21 protein-coding genes are annotated in these 14,359 nt (G+C 62.2%); 7 read left to right on the top strand and 14 right to left on the bottom strand.

Annotation, left to right across the window (positions count from 1 at the left end; genetic code table 11):
- Nucleotide 1: 1 nt before the first annotated feature.
- From DZG07_RS04915 to DZG07_RS04900, 4 genes are all read left to right on the top strand, one after another.
- The gene (locus tag DZG07_RS04915; protein ID WP_119814758.1) at nucleotides 2-433 is read left to right on the top strand and encodes a DUF6691 family protein; all 432 of its coding nucleotides are present in this window, start codon (nucleotides 2-4) and stop codon (nucleotides 431-433) included.
- A gap of 8 nt (nucleotides 434-441) precedes the next feature.
- Nucleotides 442-1,632, top strand: a complete 1,191-nt coding sequence (locus DZG07_RS04910) for a VWA domain-containing protein (protein ID WP_119821414.1) — start codon at nucleotides 442-444, stop codon at nucleotides 1,630-1,632.
- A gap of 70 nt (nucleotides 1,633-1,702) precedes the next feature.
- Nucleotides 1,703-2,104, top strand: coding sequence for a peptide-methionine (R)-S-oxide reductase MsrB (gene msrB, locus DZG07_RS04905; RefSeq protein WP_091909420.1), 402 nt, complete (start codon nucleotides 1,703-1,705; stop codon nucleotides 2,102-2,104).
- A gap of 3 nt (nucleotides 2,105-2,107) precedes the next feature.
- The gene (locus tag DZG07_RS04900) at nucleotides 2,108-2,473 is read left to right on the top strand and encodes a DUF488 domain-containing protein (protein WP_119814755.1); all 366 of its coding nucleotides are present in this window, start codon (nucleotides 2,108-2,110) and stop codon (nucleotides 2,471-2,473) included.
- 3 nt (nucleotides 2,474-2,476) lie between these two features.
- Here the strand turns inward: DZG07_RS04900 and DZG07_RS04895 are convergent, their stop codons facing one another.
- The 5 genes from DZG07_RS04895 to DZG07_RS04875 all read right to left on the bottom strand — a co-directional run bounded on the left by DZG07_RS04895 (nucleotide 2,477) and on the right by DZG07_RS04875 (nucleotide 5,591).
- Nucleotides 2,477-2,917 (bottom strand): hypothetical protein, encoded by a 441-nt coding sequence (locus tag DZG07_RS04895; protein WP_091909413.1) that lies wholly within the window; start codon nucleotides 2,915-2,917, stop codon nucleotides 2,477-2,479.
- Between the two features lie 112 nt (nucleotides 2,918-3,029).
- Entirely contained in the window at nucleotides 3,030-3,785 is a 756-nt protein-coding gene (locus DZG07_RS04890) for a L,D-transpeptidase (protein ID WP_119814752.1), read from the bottom strand.
- A gap of 199 nt (nucleotides 3,786-3,984) precedes the next feature.
- On the bottom strand, nucleotides 3,985-4,245 hold the full coding sequence (locus DZG07_RS04885; RefSeq protein ID WP_091909407.1) for a DUF2312 domain-containing protein: 261 nt from the start codon (nucleotides 4,243-4,245) through the stop codon (nucleotides 3,985-3,987).
- Nucleotides 4,246-4,473: 228 nt separating this feature from the next.
- Nucleotides 4,474-4,782 carry a DUF1244 domain-containing protein gene (locus DZG07_RS04880; RefSeq protein ID WP_091910257.1) on the bottom strand — a complete coding sequence of 103 codons (309 nt, stop codon included), beginning with the start codon at nucleotides 4,780-4,782 and terminating at the stop codon, nucleotides 4,474-4,476.
- 11 nt (nucleotides 4,783-4,793) lie between these two features.
- Entirely contained in the window at nucleotides 4,794-5,591 is a 798-nt protein-coding gene (locus tag DZG07_RS04875) for an N-formylglutamate amidohydrolase (RefSeq protein ID WP_119814749.1), read from the bottom strand.
- A 269-nt stretch (nucleotides 5,592-5,860) separates the two neighbouring features.
- Here DZG07_RS04875 and DZG07_RS04870 point away from each other — a divergent pair, with 269 nt between their 5' ends.
- Entirely contained in the window at nucleotides 5,861-6,325 is a 465-nt protein-coding gene (locus DZG07_RS04870; RefSeq protein WP_244537709.1) for a DUF1036 domain-containing protein, read from the top strand.
- Entirely contained in the window at nucleotides 6,322-7,758 is a 1,437-nt protein-coding gene (gene pyk / locus DZG07_RS04865) for a pyruvate kinase (RefSeq protein ID WP_119814746.1), read from the top strand. Before DZG07_RS04870 ends, pyk begins: the two co-directional genes overlap by 4 nt.
- Before the next feature lie 61 nt (nucleotides 7,759-7,819).
- Here the strand turns inward: pyk and DZG07_RS04860 are convergent, their stop codons facing one another.
- The 6 genes from DZG07_RS04860 to DZG07_RS04835 form a co-directional block, all read right to left on the bottom strand.
- Nucleotides 7,820-8,884, bottom strand: a complete 1,065-nt coding sequence (locus tag DZG07_RS04860; protein ID WP_119814743.1) for an alpha/beta hydrolase — start codon at nucleotides 8,882-8,884, stop codon at nucleotides 7,820-7,822.
- A 70-nt stretch (nucleotides 8,885-8,954) separates the two neighbouring features.
- On the bottom strand, nucleotides 8,955-9,545 hold the full coding sequence (locus DZG07_RS04855; protein WP_119814740.1) for a hypothetical protein: 591 nt from the start codon (nucleotides 9,543-9,545) through the stop codon (nucleotides 8,955-8,957).
- A gap of 107 nt (nucleotides 9,546-9,652) precedes the next feature.
- Nucleotides 9,653-9,778: a type B 50S ribosomal protein L36 gene (ykgO, locus tag DZG07_RS04850; RefSeq protein WP_008834857.1), complete on the bottom strand. Its 126-nt coding sequence runs from the start codon at nucleotides 9,776-9,778 to the stop codon at nucleotides 9,653-9,655.
- Nucleotides 9,779-9,909: 131 nt separating this feature from the next.
- Complete coding sequence (locus tag DZG07_RS04845) at nucleotides 9,910-10,986, bottom strand: 5-(carboxyamino)imidazole ribonucleotide synthase (protein WP_119814737.1); 1,077 nt, start codon at nucleotides 10,984-10,986, stop codon at nucleotides 9,910-9,912.
- The gene (purE, locus tag DZG07_RS04840; RefSeq protein ID WP_091909390.1) at nucleotides 10,983-11,480 is read right to left on the bottom strand and encodes a 5-(carboxyamino)imidazole ribonucleotide mutase; all 498 of its coding nucleotides are present in this window, start codon (nucleotides 11,478-11,480) and stop codon (nucleotides 10,983-10,985) included. The genes DZG07_RS04845 and purE overlap by 4 nt, the downstream gene beginning before the upstream one ends.
- Before the next feature lie 114 nt (nucleotides 11,481-11,594).
- Nucleotides 11,595-11,798: a DUF465 domain-containing protein gene (locus DZG07_RS04835; protein WP_091909387.1), complete on the bottom strand. Its 204-nt coding sequence runs from the start codon at nucleotides 11,796-11,798 to the stop codon at nucleotides 11,595-11,597.
- Between the two features lie 236 nt (nucleotides 11,799-12,034).
- On the opposite strand from DZG07_RS04835, the gene DZG07_RS04830 reads away from it, so the two are divergent.
- A complete protein-coding gene (locus tag DZG07_RS04830; RefSeq protein WP_091909384.1) occupies nucleotides 12,035-12,214 on the top strand; it encodes a YdcH family protein in 180 nt (59 codons plus the stop codon).
- Nucleotides 12,215-12,463: 249 nt separating this feature from the next.
- Here the strand turns inward: DZG07_RS04830 and DZG07_RS04825 are convergent, their stop codons facing one another.
- The 3 genes from DZG07_RS04825 to DZG07_RS04815 all read right to left on the bottom strand — a co-directional run bounded on the left by DZG07_RS04825 (nucleotide 12,464) and on the right by DZG07_RS04815 (nucleotide 14,294).
- Nucleotides 12,464-12,727: a metalloregulator ArsR/SmtB family transcription factor gene (locus DZG07_RS04825; protein ID WP_091909381.1), complete on the bottom strand. Its 264-nt coding sequence runs from the start codon at nucleotides 12,725-12,727 to the stop codon at nucleotides 12,464-12,466.
- Between the two features lie 43 nt (nucleotides 12,728-12,770).
- Nucleotides 12,771-14,018, bottom strand: a complete 1,248-nt coding sequence (locus DZG07_RS04820; protein WP_091909379.1) for an MFS transporter — start codon at nucleotides 14,016-14,018, stop codon at nucleotides 12,771-12,773.
- Between the two features lie 81 nt (nucleotides 14,019-14,099).
- Nucleotides 14,100-14,294: a DUF1192 family protein gene (locus DZG07_RS04815; RefSeq protein ID WP_091909376.1), complete on the bottom strand. Its 195-nt coding sequence runs from the start codon at nucleotides 14,292-14,294 to the stop codon at nucleotides 14,100-14,102.
- Between the last annotated feature and the right edge of the window lie 65 nt (nucleotides 14,295-14,359).

The raw sequence follows: 14,359 nt of genomic DNA, 5'->3' as shown, positions 1-14,359 counted from the left end.
TATGACATTCGTCGTCAATTTGCTGCTCGGCCTGCTCTTCGGCATCGGCCTCGTCGTCTCGGGCATGTCGAACCCCGCCAAGGTGCTCAATTTCCTTGATCTCACCGGAACATGGGACCCGTCGCTCGCCTTCGTGATGATAGGCGCGGTGCTTGTCGCGTTCCTCGGCTATCGCGTCGTGCTGAAGCGTGACCGCCCGCTGCTGGCGAATGCATTCCGGCTGCCCACGGCGAAGGATGTGGATGCGCGCCTGCTTGCCGGCGCTGCGATCTTTGGCGTTGGCTGGGGGCTTGGAGGTTTCTGTCCGGGGCCGGCGCTGACGGCACTTGGTCTGGCCGCACCCGGAGCGCTGGTATTCCTGCCCGCAATGTTCGCGGGCCTATGGGCTGCCCGCATGTTGACCCTTGCCCGATCGCCCCTGAAGGAGGCATGAAGCAAGCTATGTTCATTCCCTTCTTTCTCGAACTCAAAGCCGCCAAAGTCCCTGTGTCCCTGCGGGAATATCTGTCCCTGCTCGAAGGGCTGGAAGCGGGACTGGTCGACTACGACGTCGAAGGCTTTTACTATCTCGCCCGCGCAGCACTGGTGAAGGACGAGCGCCATATCGACCGCTTCGACCAGGTCTTTGCCCATGTCTTCAAGGGCATCGAGGCATTGGCCGGCGAAGGCGCAATCGATGTCGAGAACCTGCCCGAGGAATGGCTGCGGCGGCTTGCCGAAAAGCACCTGAGCGACGACGAGAAAAAGCTGGTCGAGGCGCTGGGCGGCTTCGAAAAGCTGATGGAGACGCTGAAGAAGCGCCTGGAAGAGCAGAAGGGCCGGCATCAGGGCGGCTCGAAATGGATCGGCACCGCCGGCACCTCGCCCTTCGGCGCCTATGGCTACAACCCCGAAGGCGTACGCATCGGCCAGAACGAAAGCCGCCACCGCCGCGCGGTGAAAGTGTGGGACAAACGCGAGTTCAAGAACTTCGACGATTCCGTCGAGCTCGGCACCCGCAACATCAAGGTTGCGCTGAAGCGCCTGCGGCGCTGGGTGCGCGAAGGTGCGGACGAGGAATTCGATCTGCCCGGCACCATCCACGCCACCGCCGAGCACGGTTATCTCGACGTCCAGACCCGGCCGGAACGGCGCAACGCGGTCAAGCTCTTGATGTTCTTCGATGTCGGCGGCTCGATGGACGACCACATCAAGGTGGTGGAGGAGCTGTTTTCAGCCTCGCGCGCCGAATTCCGCCAGCTCGAATATTTTTACTTCCACAACTGCCTCTATGAGGGCGTCTGGAAGGACAATCGCCGCCGCCATTCCGAAGTCATCCCGACCCACGACGTGCTCCACAAATATGGCCACGACTACAAGGTCATCTTCGTCGGCGACGCCTCGATGAGCCCCTACGAGATCGCCTATGCCGGCGGTTCCGTCGAGCACTGGAACCCCGAGCCCGGCGCACTCTGGCTGCAGCGCGTCATCGCGCAATGGCCGAACGCCATCTGGATCAACCCGACGCGCGAAAAGCACTGGAGCTACACCCATTCTATCAAGATGATCGGCGACATTTTTTCCGGTCGTATGTATCCGCTGACGCTCTCCGGCCTCGAAAGCGCAACCAGGGAGCTGTCGAGGAAGCATTGAGGATGCACTTGGTAAACCCGACTTTCGGTCTTACATTCGGCCGGAACAAAACTTCCCTGGAGGCGGCCTCATGGACACCCACACTTATCCCGTCACCCGCACCGACGCAGAATGGCGCGCGCTGCTGACACCCGAACAATATGCGGTCATGCGCGGTCACGGCACCGAGCGGCCGGGAAGCTGCGCCCTGCTTTACGAGAAGCGCGCCGGCACTTTTACCTGCGCCGGCTGCGACCAGCCCCTGTTTGAATCGAAGCTGAAATTCGAGAGCGGCACCGGCTGGCCGAGCTTCAACGACCCGGTCGAGGGTTCGGTGGAAACAACCGTCGACCGCAGCTACGGCATGGTGCGCACCGAATGCCACTGCGCGCGTTGCGGCAGCCATCTCGGCCATGTCTTCGAGGACGGCCCGCCGCCGACTGGCCTGCGCTATTGCATCAACGGCGTCGCGCTGAACTTCCAGCCTGCTTGAGGCATGGCCAGCAAGATCGCGGCGGACAGGATCAGGCTCAAGCGGGCCTACGAGCCGCCGTCCGCCGATGACGGCATCCGCATCCTGGTCGACCGGCTCTGGCCTCGCGGCGTAAGCAAGGCGGACGCGAAGCTGGACCAGTGGATGAAGGAGATCGCACCCAGCACCGAGCTACGAAAATGGTTCGGGCACGATCCGGCAAAGTGGCAGGAATTCCGCCGGCGATACATTGCGGAACTCGAAACGCATCAAGAGCAACTCGAGCATCTGCGCGAATTGGCTAAGACCGGCATGGTGACGCTGGTCTATTCCGCCCGCGACGAAACGCACAATGATGCCGTTGTGCTGCGTGAAGTGCTGTTTGGTTGAGGTTTAGCGCTCGCTGAGCAGTTCGGTCACGACACGCTCGAAGCGCGAGGCCTCGGTCACCAGCCAGTCGGCCATGGCCGGCCAGTTGTCCTCGGCAAAGCAGTTCACCCGCCATGTGCAGCCGAGGCTTGTGCCATCGAAGCGCTGCTCGGGCCTGATCTTCAGCCGCTTCTCGATAATGGCCTGGAAAGGCTTCAGCCGCGCTTGGGCATCGACCGCGCCAAGCTTCTCGTTGCGGCCGAAGAAAACGCCAACGAGATTGGGTTCCGGCGCCACATACATCGTGATGACGAGGCCGAATTCAGCCAGCCCGCGCTGCCAGAACCACGGTCCGTGCCGCGCCCGGCGAGACTTTTCCTCGGGGTGCCGCTCCTCGAACAGCGCCCAGAAGGCACGATGCCGGAATTCAGCCGCCCGGCGGGGGCCGAAGTCGAATTCTTCCATCGCTCGCCGCTCCCTCAACGCCTGCAAGGCCAGGTGTGGCGCGCTGGCCCGATCGAAGCACAGGATCAAGGACAGTTAGAGCGGTTTGGCGTTCTGTTAAGAACTGACCGTTCTAGACTGCCGACGACAACCCGCCGGTGACAACAATAGGCGTGCCATCGGGAACCCGGTCATAAAGATCGATGATGTCCTGGTGCATAAGCCGTACGCATCCCGACGAGACCGACTTGCCGATCGACGACCATTCCGGAGAGCCGTGGAGGCGATAGAGCGTATCCTTGCCGTCCTGGAAGATGTAGAGCGCGCGGGCGCCGAGCGGATTGCTGACACCGCCCTCCATGCCGCCCTCCCAATCGTTAGTCCGCGGTATCTGCCGGGCTCGATATTTTTCCAGCTCGGGTTGGCGATCGATCATTTCGTTGGGCGGGAACCAGCGTGGCCATTTCTGCTTCCACTGGATCACCCCCTGGCCCGACCACTCAAAACCCTGGCGGCCAAGACCAACACCATATCGGATTGCTTGCCCCATGTTGCCGACGAGAAAGAGGAAATGGTTTGCCGTGTCGACGACCACGGTTCCCGGCTGCTCTCCGGTCGGGTCCGGCACGACCTGTCGATAGAACTTCGGGTTAATCTTTTCGAAAGGCACGGCAGGAATGTCATGACCGTCGTCGGACATGGCGGCATACATCATGCGAGGATCGCCGAAGCTGGGACTGACGACGGGCTGTGGCAGCGGCGCGGGTTCTGCGGTTTGGACGAACGATCCCGCCTGGCGTGGAGGACCACTCGTGCAAGCGGCCAGCGCGGTCGACGCGGCGCTCGTCGCAGCCATTACCAGTATCTTGCGGCGGTTGAATTTCGGCATGCAACTTTCTACCCATGTTCAGGATGGAAGCAAAGCCGGGTTTCACAATTTCCCGCTCGAGCGCCCTCAAGTTTTATCAAGCGGGTTCCGCATCCGGACCCGATGTCGAAATTCAGCCGCCCGGAGGCGGCTGAAGTCAAATTCATCCATCGTCCCGCTCCCGGCTGCGTTTCACCGCTGAGCCGGGCGGCGATATGGCTCACTCCATGCCGAGGGCGGCCTTGTAGAGATCGAGGATCGCTTCCTCTTCCTGCCGCTCGGCCTGGTCCTTCTTGCGCAGGCGGATGATGGTGCGCACGGCCTTGGTGTCGAAACCGGTGCCCTTCATTTCGGCAAAGACGTCCTTGATGTCGTCGGCGATGGTCTGTTTCTCTTCCTCGAGACGCTCGACGCGCTCGATGAAGGCGCGCAACTGGCCTGCGGCAACGGTCTGGCTGGTTTCGGTGATGTCGTCGGCCATTTTTCCTGCTCCGAATGAAAGGCGGCGACTCGGGCCGCGGATGGGTCGCGTTCGATTGCCTTACCCAGCCTGAGGGGTCAAGGGCGGAAAAAGCAGCGTATCGTCGCTGTTGCCAAAGTTGAACGTCACAGCATCGGACCGAAAAGCGGAATCCGGTTTTCGGAATATTCCGATGCTCACTACAAGTGCTGGATCGTCCTTCGTGCGTCCGAATGGACGCACGGCGATCTAGTGGTCTTTCGGCCGGCGCGCTTCGAATTCGGCCTTCTTGGCTTCCGACGCTTCGGTCTGGTGCAGCGCCTGCCATTCGGCATAGGGCATGCCATAGACGATTTCGCGCGATGCGTCCTTGGAGAGGGCTACCCCTTCCGCCTCGGCCGCCTCGCGATACCAGTTGGACAGGCAGTTGCGGCAGAAGCCGGCCAGGTTCATCAGGTCGATGTTCTGGACGTCGCCGCGCTCGCGCAGATGCTCAACCAACCGGCGAAAGGCGGCGGCTTCGAAATCGCGTTTCTGGTCTTCGCTGAGATCGGTCATGGAAGGCTCCTTCATACTGGCCCCGTGCGCGAGCCGAATAGCTTGACCTCATGTATATCGGCGCGCGCATTGACCGCGTCAACGATCGGCGCGAGCCGGATTGCCCAATCTTCGGCGGTGGCATCGTCCGCGATCAGGTCCTGGCGGATCTCGATCAGCGCATGGGCATAGCCGTTGACGATGGCATGCTTGAACATGGTATCGCCGCGGAGCGCGCCGTCATAAGGCTCATTGTCGCCGACAGTCAGGGTGCCGTCCTCGGCAAGAAGCTCGATCAACGGACGAATGGCCCGGTCGTCGCTGTCCCACAAGAGGCCGATATGCCAGGGCCGGACATAGCCCTGCATTACCGGCGTGAAGGAATGCACCGAAAACAGGAAGGGCGCTTTGCCGGATTCCCGCGCGACGGAGGAAACCATGGCGCCGACCGCGTCATGATAGGGCCGATAATAATTATCGAGCCGGCGTTCCCGCTCCTCCGGCGTCATCGGATAGTTTCCGGGCACGACGGTGCCGTCATAGAGCTGGCGAATCAGTGTCGGGTCGTCCTCGCCGCGATTGGGATCGATCAGCAGACGCGAGAAGTTTGCCAGCACCGCCGGCGCGCTGAGAAGGGCCGCCAGCTTGCGCGTGACCTGCTCGACGCCGATGTCATAGGCGATATGACGCTGGAATTCGGCAGGCGGCAGGCCAAGATCGCCATATTCGTCGGGCAAAGCACGTTTTGCATGGTCGCCAAGCAGGACGACGCCGCGTTTGCGGTCTCCCTCGATGATTTCATAGGGGGCAAAAACTGCGGATCGCGTCATGGGCTTGCAAACGTCCCGTCTGCCGGTGTTGATGGGGATAGGCCCGTCATTTCATGAAGTTAGGCTGGGTGCAATGTCGTTGTTTGGTCAATGTTCTGGCAGAAATCATGCGAGAGCGATCAAGGATGCGACATGAAGCCACTTAAATCGATTGGATTGACGTGCTTGGGCGCGTTGACATGCGCACGGACTTTTCCGAAAAGGGGCATCCGACAATGCTGACAGCAGACAAGAGGGGTTCGAGGATGGATTTCGCCGGGGCATCGCGCATGCGTTCTGCATGGACGGCGCTGCTTCTTTTCCTCGCAATTCCTATTTTTTCAATTGCCACCGCAAGCGATGCGCACGCCGATTTCCGAGTCTGCAACGCCACGCAGAGCCTGATCGGCGTGGGCATCGGCTATCGCGCCAAGGCCGGATGGGTCACCGAAGGCTGGTGGCATATCGAAGGTTCGACCTGCAAGACCCTGATCGAGGGTCCTCTGTCATCACGGTTTTACTATCTTTATGCAGAAGACGCCGAGCGCGGTGGGCGCTGGGACGGTCCGATCAACATGTGCGTCGCTGAAAAGGAATTCAAGATTGCGGGCGTGACCGATTGCGTCGCCCGCGGGTTCCAGCGCGCGGGCTTCCAGGAATATGACACGGGCGAGCAGGCAAGCTGGATGGTCCAGCTGACCGACGAGCCCGCAACGGGCGGCGCAGCAGCCGTCACGGGAACGAATTCTCCATGAGACGTAGCCGCAAGGTAAAAATCCTCGCAACGATCGGACCGGCCTCCTCTTCCGAGGAGATGATCCGAAAGCTTTTCGAGGCTGGCGCGGATGTCTTCCGCATCAATATGAGCCACACCGACCACCCGCTCATGCGCGAACTCGTCCGCCGCATTCGCGCGGTAGAGACCGAACTTGGCCGGCCGATCGGCATTCTGGCCGACCTGCAGGGCCCGAAGCTGCGCGTCGGCAAATTCGCCAACGGCAAGGAAGCGCTTGAGCTCGGCCAGGAATTCACGCTCGACGACAGCCCGGCACCGGGCGACGCCAAGCGCGTCCACCTGCCGCATCCTGAAATCCTTGCCTCGGTCCAGCCCGGACATCGCCTGCTGATCGACGACGGCAAGCTGGAACTGAAGGCAGTCAAATGCGATGGAAAATCCATCGTATGCACGGTGATTGCCGGCAAAGGCATCTCGGACCGCAAGGGCGTCAGCCTGCCCGACACCGAACTGCCGGTCGGCGCGCTGACCGAGAAGGACCGCGCCGATCTCGACGCCGTCCTGGCGACCGGCGTCGACTGGGTAGCACTGTCCTTTATCCAGCGGCCCGAGGATCTTGCCGAGGCGCGCAAGATCGCTCGCGGCCGCGCGCTCCTGATGTCGAAGATCGAAAAGCCGCAGGCCGTGGCGAGGCTCGCCGAGATCATCGAACTCTCCGACGCGCTGATGGTGGCGCGTGGCGACCTCGGCGTGGAAATGCCGCTCGAATCCGTTCCCGGCATCCAGAAGCAGATCACGCGCGCCGCGCGCCGCGCCGGCAAGCCCGTGGTTGTCGCCACGCAGATGCTGGAATCGATGATCTCAGCCCCGGTGCCAACTCGCGCCGAAGTCTCCGACGTGTCGATCGCCGTATTCGAAGGCGCAGATGCGATCATGCTGTCGGCCGAATCTGCGGCGGGCGAATATCCGGTTGAAGCCGTGTCGATGATGAACCGCATCGCCGAGCGGGTCGAGCAGGACCCCACCTATCCCGGCATCATCAATGCGCAGCGTTCCGAGCCCGAAGCGACCGGCGCCGACGCCATTTCGCTGGCTTCGCGCCAGATCGCGGAAACGCTGAAGCTTTCGGCAATCATCACCTACACGGCTTCCGGAACGACCGGCCTGCGCGCCGCGCGTGAACGGCCGCAAGTGCCGATCATCGCGCTCTCGCCGGTCGTCGAAACCGCGCGCCGGCTTTCGCTGGTGTGGGGCACGCATTGCGTCGTCACCGAAGATGCCTTCGACCTCGACGACATGGTCGATCGCGCCTGCCGCATCGCCTTCGAGGAAAATTTCGGCAGACCGGGTGACCGCGTCATCATCACGGCAGGCGTGCCGCTGCGTACGCCGGGCGCCACCAACATGCTGCGCATCGCCTATATCGGCGCGGAAGGCCGCGGCGGCGCTTGAGGCCCGCTAACTCCGCCCTGCCGGCCATTCGGATCGGCAGGGCGAGTTGTCAGCCAGCTTTTCATTCCGGCGCGAGTTCACCGTCCATAACCGTCTCGTCGATGCAGCCCGCGCCATAGGCGTCACCGGCGATGCGCGCCTCCACAGTCCGCGCGGTGGCCTGCAGATCGACAGGTTTCCCGGCAAGTTTTTCGATAGCCGCGACGACAAGGTCCGGCGCGATCCAGTCCGGCTTGTGGCCGAGATTATGGACCCATAAGAGTTCCGAGTTCGGAATATCGCGGGCCAGCCCGACGGAATGGATTTCCTCGTAAACCACCGTATCGCGGTCCCCCGAGACCACGACAGTCGGCGCTTTGATCTCGCGATAGAGCGGTGCGGTCGCCAGGGCGTAGCGATAGAGGCCCTCGACATCGATGGCATTGGCGCGGAAGGCGCTCGGACGCAGCACCAGCGGGATCGACGCCCTCTTCGCATAATCGTCCGGCACCTTGTTGGGCGCAAAGACGCAGGTCGTGGCACCATCAAGCTGCATCAACCCGGCGGGCGTGGTGACGGTTTCGGCAAACAGCCGGCCGATCACCGGAACCGACGTCAGGCTGTAATACCAGGACGTCGCCCCGCCCGGCCACGGATGGGTAGCCGCCGAAAGGAATACCAGGCCGCGCGTTTTTTCAGGATGTTCGAGGCCGAGTGCCGTGGTGGCTGCACCGCCGAAGGAATGGCCGACGATGATCGCTTGCCTGATGCCGAGCCGGTCCATCAGCTTTGCGATCGTGGCAGCCTGCGCGCTAGGGTTCTCGTTGTTTCCCGGCCCTCGGCTTGACCAGCCATGGCCGGGCCGGTCGAAGAATAGCATCTCGGCACGGCCTTCGAGCAGCGGCCGCAGCGGCACCATCTGATCGTTCAGATTGGCGCTGGCGCCATGGATGAACACGATCGGCGGAAGATCGGCATTCGCACCCGGCGGGACGTGAACATAGTGGATGCGCGCGCCATCGATATCGATGAAACTTCCGACCGGCGGGTTGCGGCGCTCGATCAGCCACGAGCCCACGCGCGTCACGCCGACCATTACCAAAAGAAGCGCCAGCAGAAAGGCAGCGGCGGCGTAGAGCAGGTTCATTTCAGGGACGGTCGACGGGCGGCGTGGAAAACGGGCACCATAAAATCAGCATCGCCGGCGGGCCGATGCATCAGATGCCTTCACCGGCTAGCTCTTCCGAAAGCGTGGAAACCTCGTTCTGGGCGCTGCGCATCATCGGATAGATATCGAGCACGCGCTGCCAGGCATTGAGCGCCAGCTGCTTGTTGCCCCTCTCCTTCATGATCTGCGCCATGCCGGCCAGCGCCCCGAAATGGCGTGGCTCCAGCCGCAGGGTCTGGTTGATATCCGACATCGACTTGCCGAAGTTCTGCATCATGAAATGCACGGTCGCGCGGCGGTTCCAGCCCTCGGCGTAAGAGGGATCGAGCGTCACGACCTGATCGAGGAAATCGAGCGCGACATCGAACTTCTGATCTCCCATCGCCTTTTGCGACCACTGCATCATCAGGTCGATGGAGGCGCTGCCGGACCTGTTCCATTCCTCGCGGATGCGCTGGGCGATACGCTGGGCCGCCCGCTCGTTGCGCTCGCGCTTCAGGTCGCCAAAGAGCGCGTCGAGCCGATCGGGCTTGGCGACCACCTGCGTGCTTGTCGCCGGTCCGGTCTGCTGTGCGTAAACCGCCGGCACGAAAGCGCCGGCCAAAGCAAAGGTGAGAAAAAACGCAAAAACGTTCCGCATGCGAGAGAATCTATCCCCTCGCATCGGAACGTCAAACTGAATTTCGCGTGAAGGCCTAGGCCGTGAACCGGTCATCCCCGAGAAGCTTTGCTTTCGGGGTCGGTCACTCAGCCCTGGCGAGCCTTGTAGCGCGGGGCAGTCTTGTTGATGATGTAGATGCGGCCCTTGCGGCGAACCAACTGGTTGTCGCGATGGCGGCCTTTCAGGGCCTTGAGCGAGTTCTTGATCTTCATGGTCTTGCCTGTCGAATGCGGCCCGAAGGCCTAATCAAAAAGCGCGCCAACAGCGCGCCTCAAATTTGTAGCTGGCTCTTAGACGAGAGTGTTTGCCGATGTCAACCTCCGGCAGCCACTTGTCCGTCAAATTAGCGCTTCAGCCGGGTGAAATGACCCATCTTCCGGCCAGGGCGGGCTTCCGCCTTGCCGTAGAGATGCAGAACCACTTCCGGCTCGGCGAGCAGGCTCTCAGCGCGCTCGACCTCGTCGCCGATGAGATTTTCCATCACGCAATCCGAATGTCGCGCGGCCGCGCCGAGCGGCAGCCCGGCGATCGCACGGATATGCTGCTCGAACTGCGAGTTGGCGCAGGCAGCTTCCGTCCAGTGGCCCGAATTGTGGACGCGCGGCGCGATCTCGTTGACGAGCAGCGAGCCATTGGGAAGCACGAAGAATTCGACGCCGATGACCCCGACATAGTCGAGCGCCTCAAGAATGGCGAAAGCGGCTTCGGTGGCACTCCGGGCGGTCTGCGAAGAGATCGTCGCCGGCACGGTCGAGCTGTGCAGGATGCCGCTGCTGTGGACGTTCTCGGCGGGGTCATAGGCCGAAAGCGCCCCGTCACGGCCGCGCGCGGCGATAACGGAAATCTCGCGGTCGAAACTCACGAAGGCTTCCAGGACCAGCGGCACGCCGCCCATGGCGGTATAAGCGCCGTCGGCGCCATCCGGCGGGGTGTTGCGGAACAGGCGCTGGCCCTTGCCGTCATAACCCATGCGGCGGGTCTTCAGCACGCCGGCACCGCCGAAGGCTTCGAGCGCCGCGCCAAGGTCTTCGTCACTGTCGACGGCGCGAAAATCGGCGGTTGGAATGCCGATGCCGTTGAGAAAGCTTTTTTCCACCACACGGTCCTGCGAGACCTCGAGGGCGCGGGCCGGCGGATAGACCGGCACCGAACGCGCAAGAAGCTCGGCGGCGGACACCGGCACGTTTTCGAACTCATAGGTCACGACCGCACTTGCGCGTGCAAGTTCGGCAAGGGCGGCACTATCGTCATAGGCAGCAACGATCTGGCTGTTGGCCACCTGCGATGCCGGACAATCGGCCTGCGGCTCAAGGATCACCGTGCGATAGCCGAGGCGGGCGGCAGCCATCGCCAGCATGCGACCGAGCTGGCCGCCGCCGATGATGCCGATCGTCGAGCCGGCGGGGAGAGGTCCGCTCATGCGTCATCCATGGGATGGTCCGCGACCTTGGCGGTCTGCTCGGCACGCCAGGCATCCAGGCGCTCTGCGAGCTTTTCATCAAAAAGTGCGAGCACGGCAGCAGCCAGCAGGGCCGCATTGACTGCGCCGGACTTGCCGATGGCCAAGGTTCCGACCGGTATGCCAGCCGGCATCTGCACGATCGACAGAAGCGAATCCTGTCCTGAAAGAGCCTTCGATTCGACCGGCACGCCGAACACCGGCAGCGATGTCAAAGCCGCGGTCATGCCGGGAAGATGCGCGGCACCCCCAGCGCCTGCAATCACGATCTTGAACCCTTCGGCCTTAGCCCCCTTGGCGAAATCGTAGAGCCGCTGCGGCGTGCGATGCGCCGACACGATGCGCGTGTCATGCGCAATGCCGAGCGCTTCCAGCGTCTCGGCGGCGTGACGCATTGTCGCCCAGTCGGACTGGCTTCCCATGATGATGGCGACGTCGGCGCGCGCTGTGCTCAAATCTCTGGCCTCTGCTTTGCTGGAAACAGGCACGATAGAAATTGCTGCCAGCCGATTAGCGAAATGAACGGCGTCCCGCAAGAAGTCTTGCGACGAGAAGCGGCTGCGCTGCCGCTAGGCGATGATGTCCGGAATCATTTTATCTTCCAGCTTCGACAGCCGGTCTTTCAGCAGCAGCTTCTTCTTTTTCATGCGCTGAATTTGCAGCGGATCACAAGCCATCGCAATCATCGCGTTGATCGCCGCGTCGAAATCGGCGTGCTCCTGCTTTAGCTTTGCAAACTCGAGACGAATCTCGGTCTGTTCCTGATCTGACATGTCCACCGTCTGCAAAATTTCGGGTGCCCGAAAGCACCCAGAGGCAAGGCCGGACGTGGAATTCCCCCCGGCGCGAAGCCCATACCACATTTCAATCTTTCAGGAAATGCTACCACGCCACATTCGACATCCCGGTCATCTGGTGGCAGACTGTCATCGTGCCGTCACAGTACGGGACCTGCGGAGGAACCGTCTGTGGCGCGCAATCGAGGAAACCATGAAAGGGAGCTCCAATCATGTCTCTTGCCAACCATCTTGAAGAGTTGCAGCGGAAGCACGGCGACATCGAGCGCGAAATCGACACAGCGCTGAACCATCCATCGGTGGACGACCTCGAAATCGTGAATCTGAAGCGGCGCAAGCTGGCACTCAAGGACGAGATTGAAAAACTGAAGGCAAACCCGACCACCCACTAAAATCAGTTTTGCATAGACGCGCACTTTGCGCGTTCTTCCGCCGGCGGCGCGGTTAGCCGCCGGGTCAGTAGGTTTTTTTATCCCTGTCAGAAATACGGAGCGGCCTGCGACCAGATGGAAGCACGGCCGCTCTGTTTGTTTGGAGCCTCCGAAAGCCGCTTCATGCATTCGGTCCGATCCTGATTCAGGCTGAGATTTCCCCGCTATTCACAACCTGTTATTCACAGGCCGACGCGACGGCGTTGCCGGTCAGGCTTCCCAGAACTGATCGAGCCAGACATTAAGCTGGAGGAAGCCGCCGGCGCTGACGGCATAGACCCGCCTGGTGCCTTCGGCCGTTGCGTTGACCAGGCCGGCGTCGAGCAGGACCTTCAGATGCTGGGAGACGGCGGGGCGGGAGACGGGCAATCCGGACGCCAGTTCGCCGACCGTCTTGGGACCGCGCCGCAACTCCTCCAGGAGGTGGCGCCGGTTGGGATCCGCAATGGCCAGGAACGCATCGGAAAGGATCATTCCCTATTTGTGCGGCAATCTGCCGCCAATCTCAACCGCCTTGTTATTCCGCCGGTTCTGGCGGCGTGCGCGGGTCGAGCCGGCCGGCTTCCGGGGTCACGCCGCGCTCGGACGGCAGCGTCTTGAAGGCCTCGCGATCCTCCACCGGCACCGGCGCGCGGCGGCTGATGCGCAGCAGCGTGTAGCCGGCGAGCGAGAAATGCGCGAGCGCTGTGGCCAGGAACAGGCTTTCCGGGCTGAGATAGCCCATCAGCGCCGCACCGATGATCGGGCCGATCATCGTGCCGAAGCCGTAAAGCAGCAGAAGCCCGCCCGACACTTTTACGAAATCCTCCGGGCGGGCGTGGTCGTTGGCATGCGCGACCGCCAGCGAATAGAGCGTGTAGGCAAACGCGCCATAGGCGGCCGTCATGGTGATGACCAGCACGCCCGTGCGGGGGCCGGTGAGGAAGGTCAGCACGCCGACGATCGCAGAAATGAATGCGGCTGCTGCCAGCACGAAACGGCGGTCGGTTCTGTCGGAGATGCGGCCCATCGGCAGCTGCATGGCCGCCCCGGCAACCACGACAAGGCTCATCATCAGCGCGATCTCGGGCGTGGAAATGCCGATGCGCGCGCCATAGACGGCACCCAGCGTACCCCAGGCGCCGTTGGCGACGCCGGTGAGAAAACAGCCGACGCAGGACACCGGCGAATTGGCGTAAAGTCCCTTCAGGTCGAGCGACACGTCCTGCAAGGGCAGCGGCGTCGAGGCGGTCGAGACCGCGGTCGGGATCAGCGACAGGCAGAAGAAGATGCCGGCGACCATGAACAGCGAGGCCGATTTGACGTCGCCAAAGGCGACGATCATCTGGCCGGCCATGATCGAGGCGTAGGTGACCATCATATAGAGGCCGAAGACGGTGCCGCGATTCTCGTTGGTGGCTTTTTCGTTGAGCCAGCTTTCGATGACCATGAAGGCGCCGGCCATGGTGAAGCCGGTGAAGGCGCGCAGCAGGATCCAGATATATTCGTCGATCATCAGCCCGGTGAGCAGCGCAACGATCGCGCCCGAAGCGGCGAACGCCCCGAAGGCCCGCACATGCCCGGCCCGCCGCACAAGCCGCGGCGCAAAGAAGCAGCCGGCGACGAAACCGCCAGCCCAGGCAGTGCCCATCAGGCCGAGGGCAGCGGTCGAAAAACCTTCTTCCTGCCCGCGCAATGGCAGGAGCAGACCGTGAAGTCCCGAGGCCGCCAGCAGAAAGGCCGTGCCGCGCAGGAGCGAGAGAATCGGTCTGTAGGCTGCGAACATGCGTCTCCCCGGCTTTGGTTTCCGCTGCCTGAAAATACCGATAATCGGGTTTTTCGACGGCGCGCTTACGACATCTTTCGACTATTTCAGCCGAAACAGCGCCTCCGCTGCATTCTTGGTGGCGTCCTTCGTCTTCAGTTCGGCCTCCAGCCGCACGATCTCGGCCTGGAGCAGACTGATTCGCTCTGACAGTTCCGACACCGACAGCAGCGAAAGATCCTGCCCGATGACATGGGCGCTTGCGGGTATTTTCGGCTCGTCCTCGAAGATCGCCATGGTCTCGTCTCCTTGTTGTCCGATCCCGAAAGCCCGGATTTTGCCGGCGGGATAGGACGTCGGAA

Source organism: Mesorhizobium sp. DCY119 (assembly GCF_003590645.1).
In the GTDB taxonomy this organism is placed as follows: Bacteria; Pseudomonadota; Alphaproteobacteria; order Rhizobiales; family Rhizobiaceae; genus Mesorhizobium_M.
The sequence above is the reverse complement of the archived record's forward strand: the minus strand, read 5'-3'. Positions and strand labels throughout refer to the sequence as shown.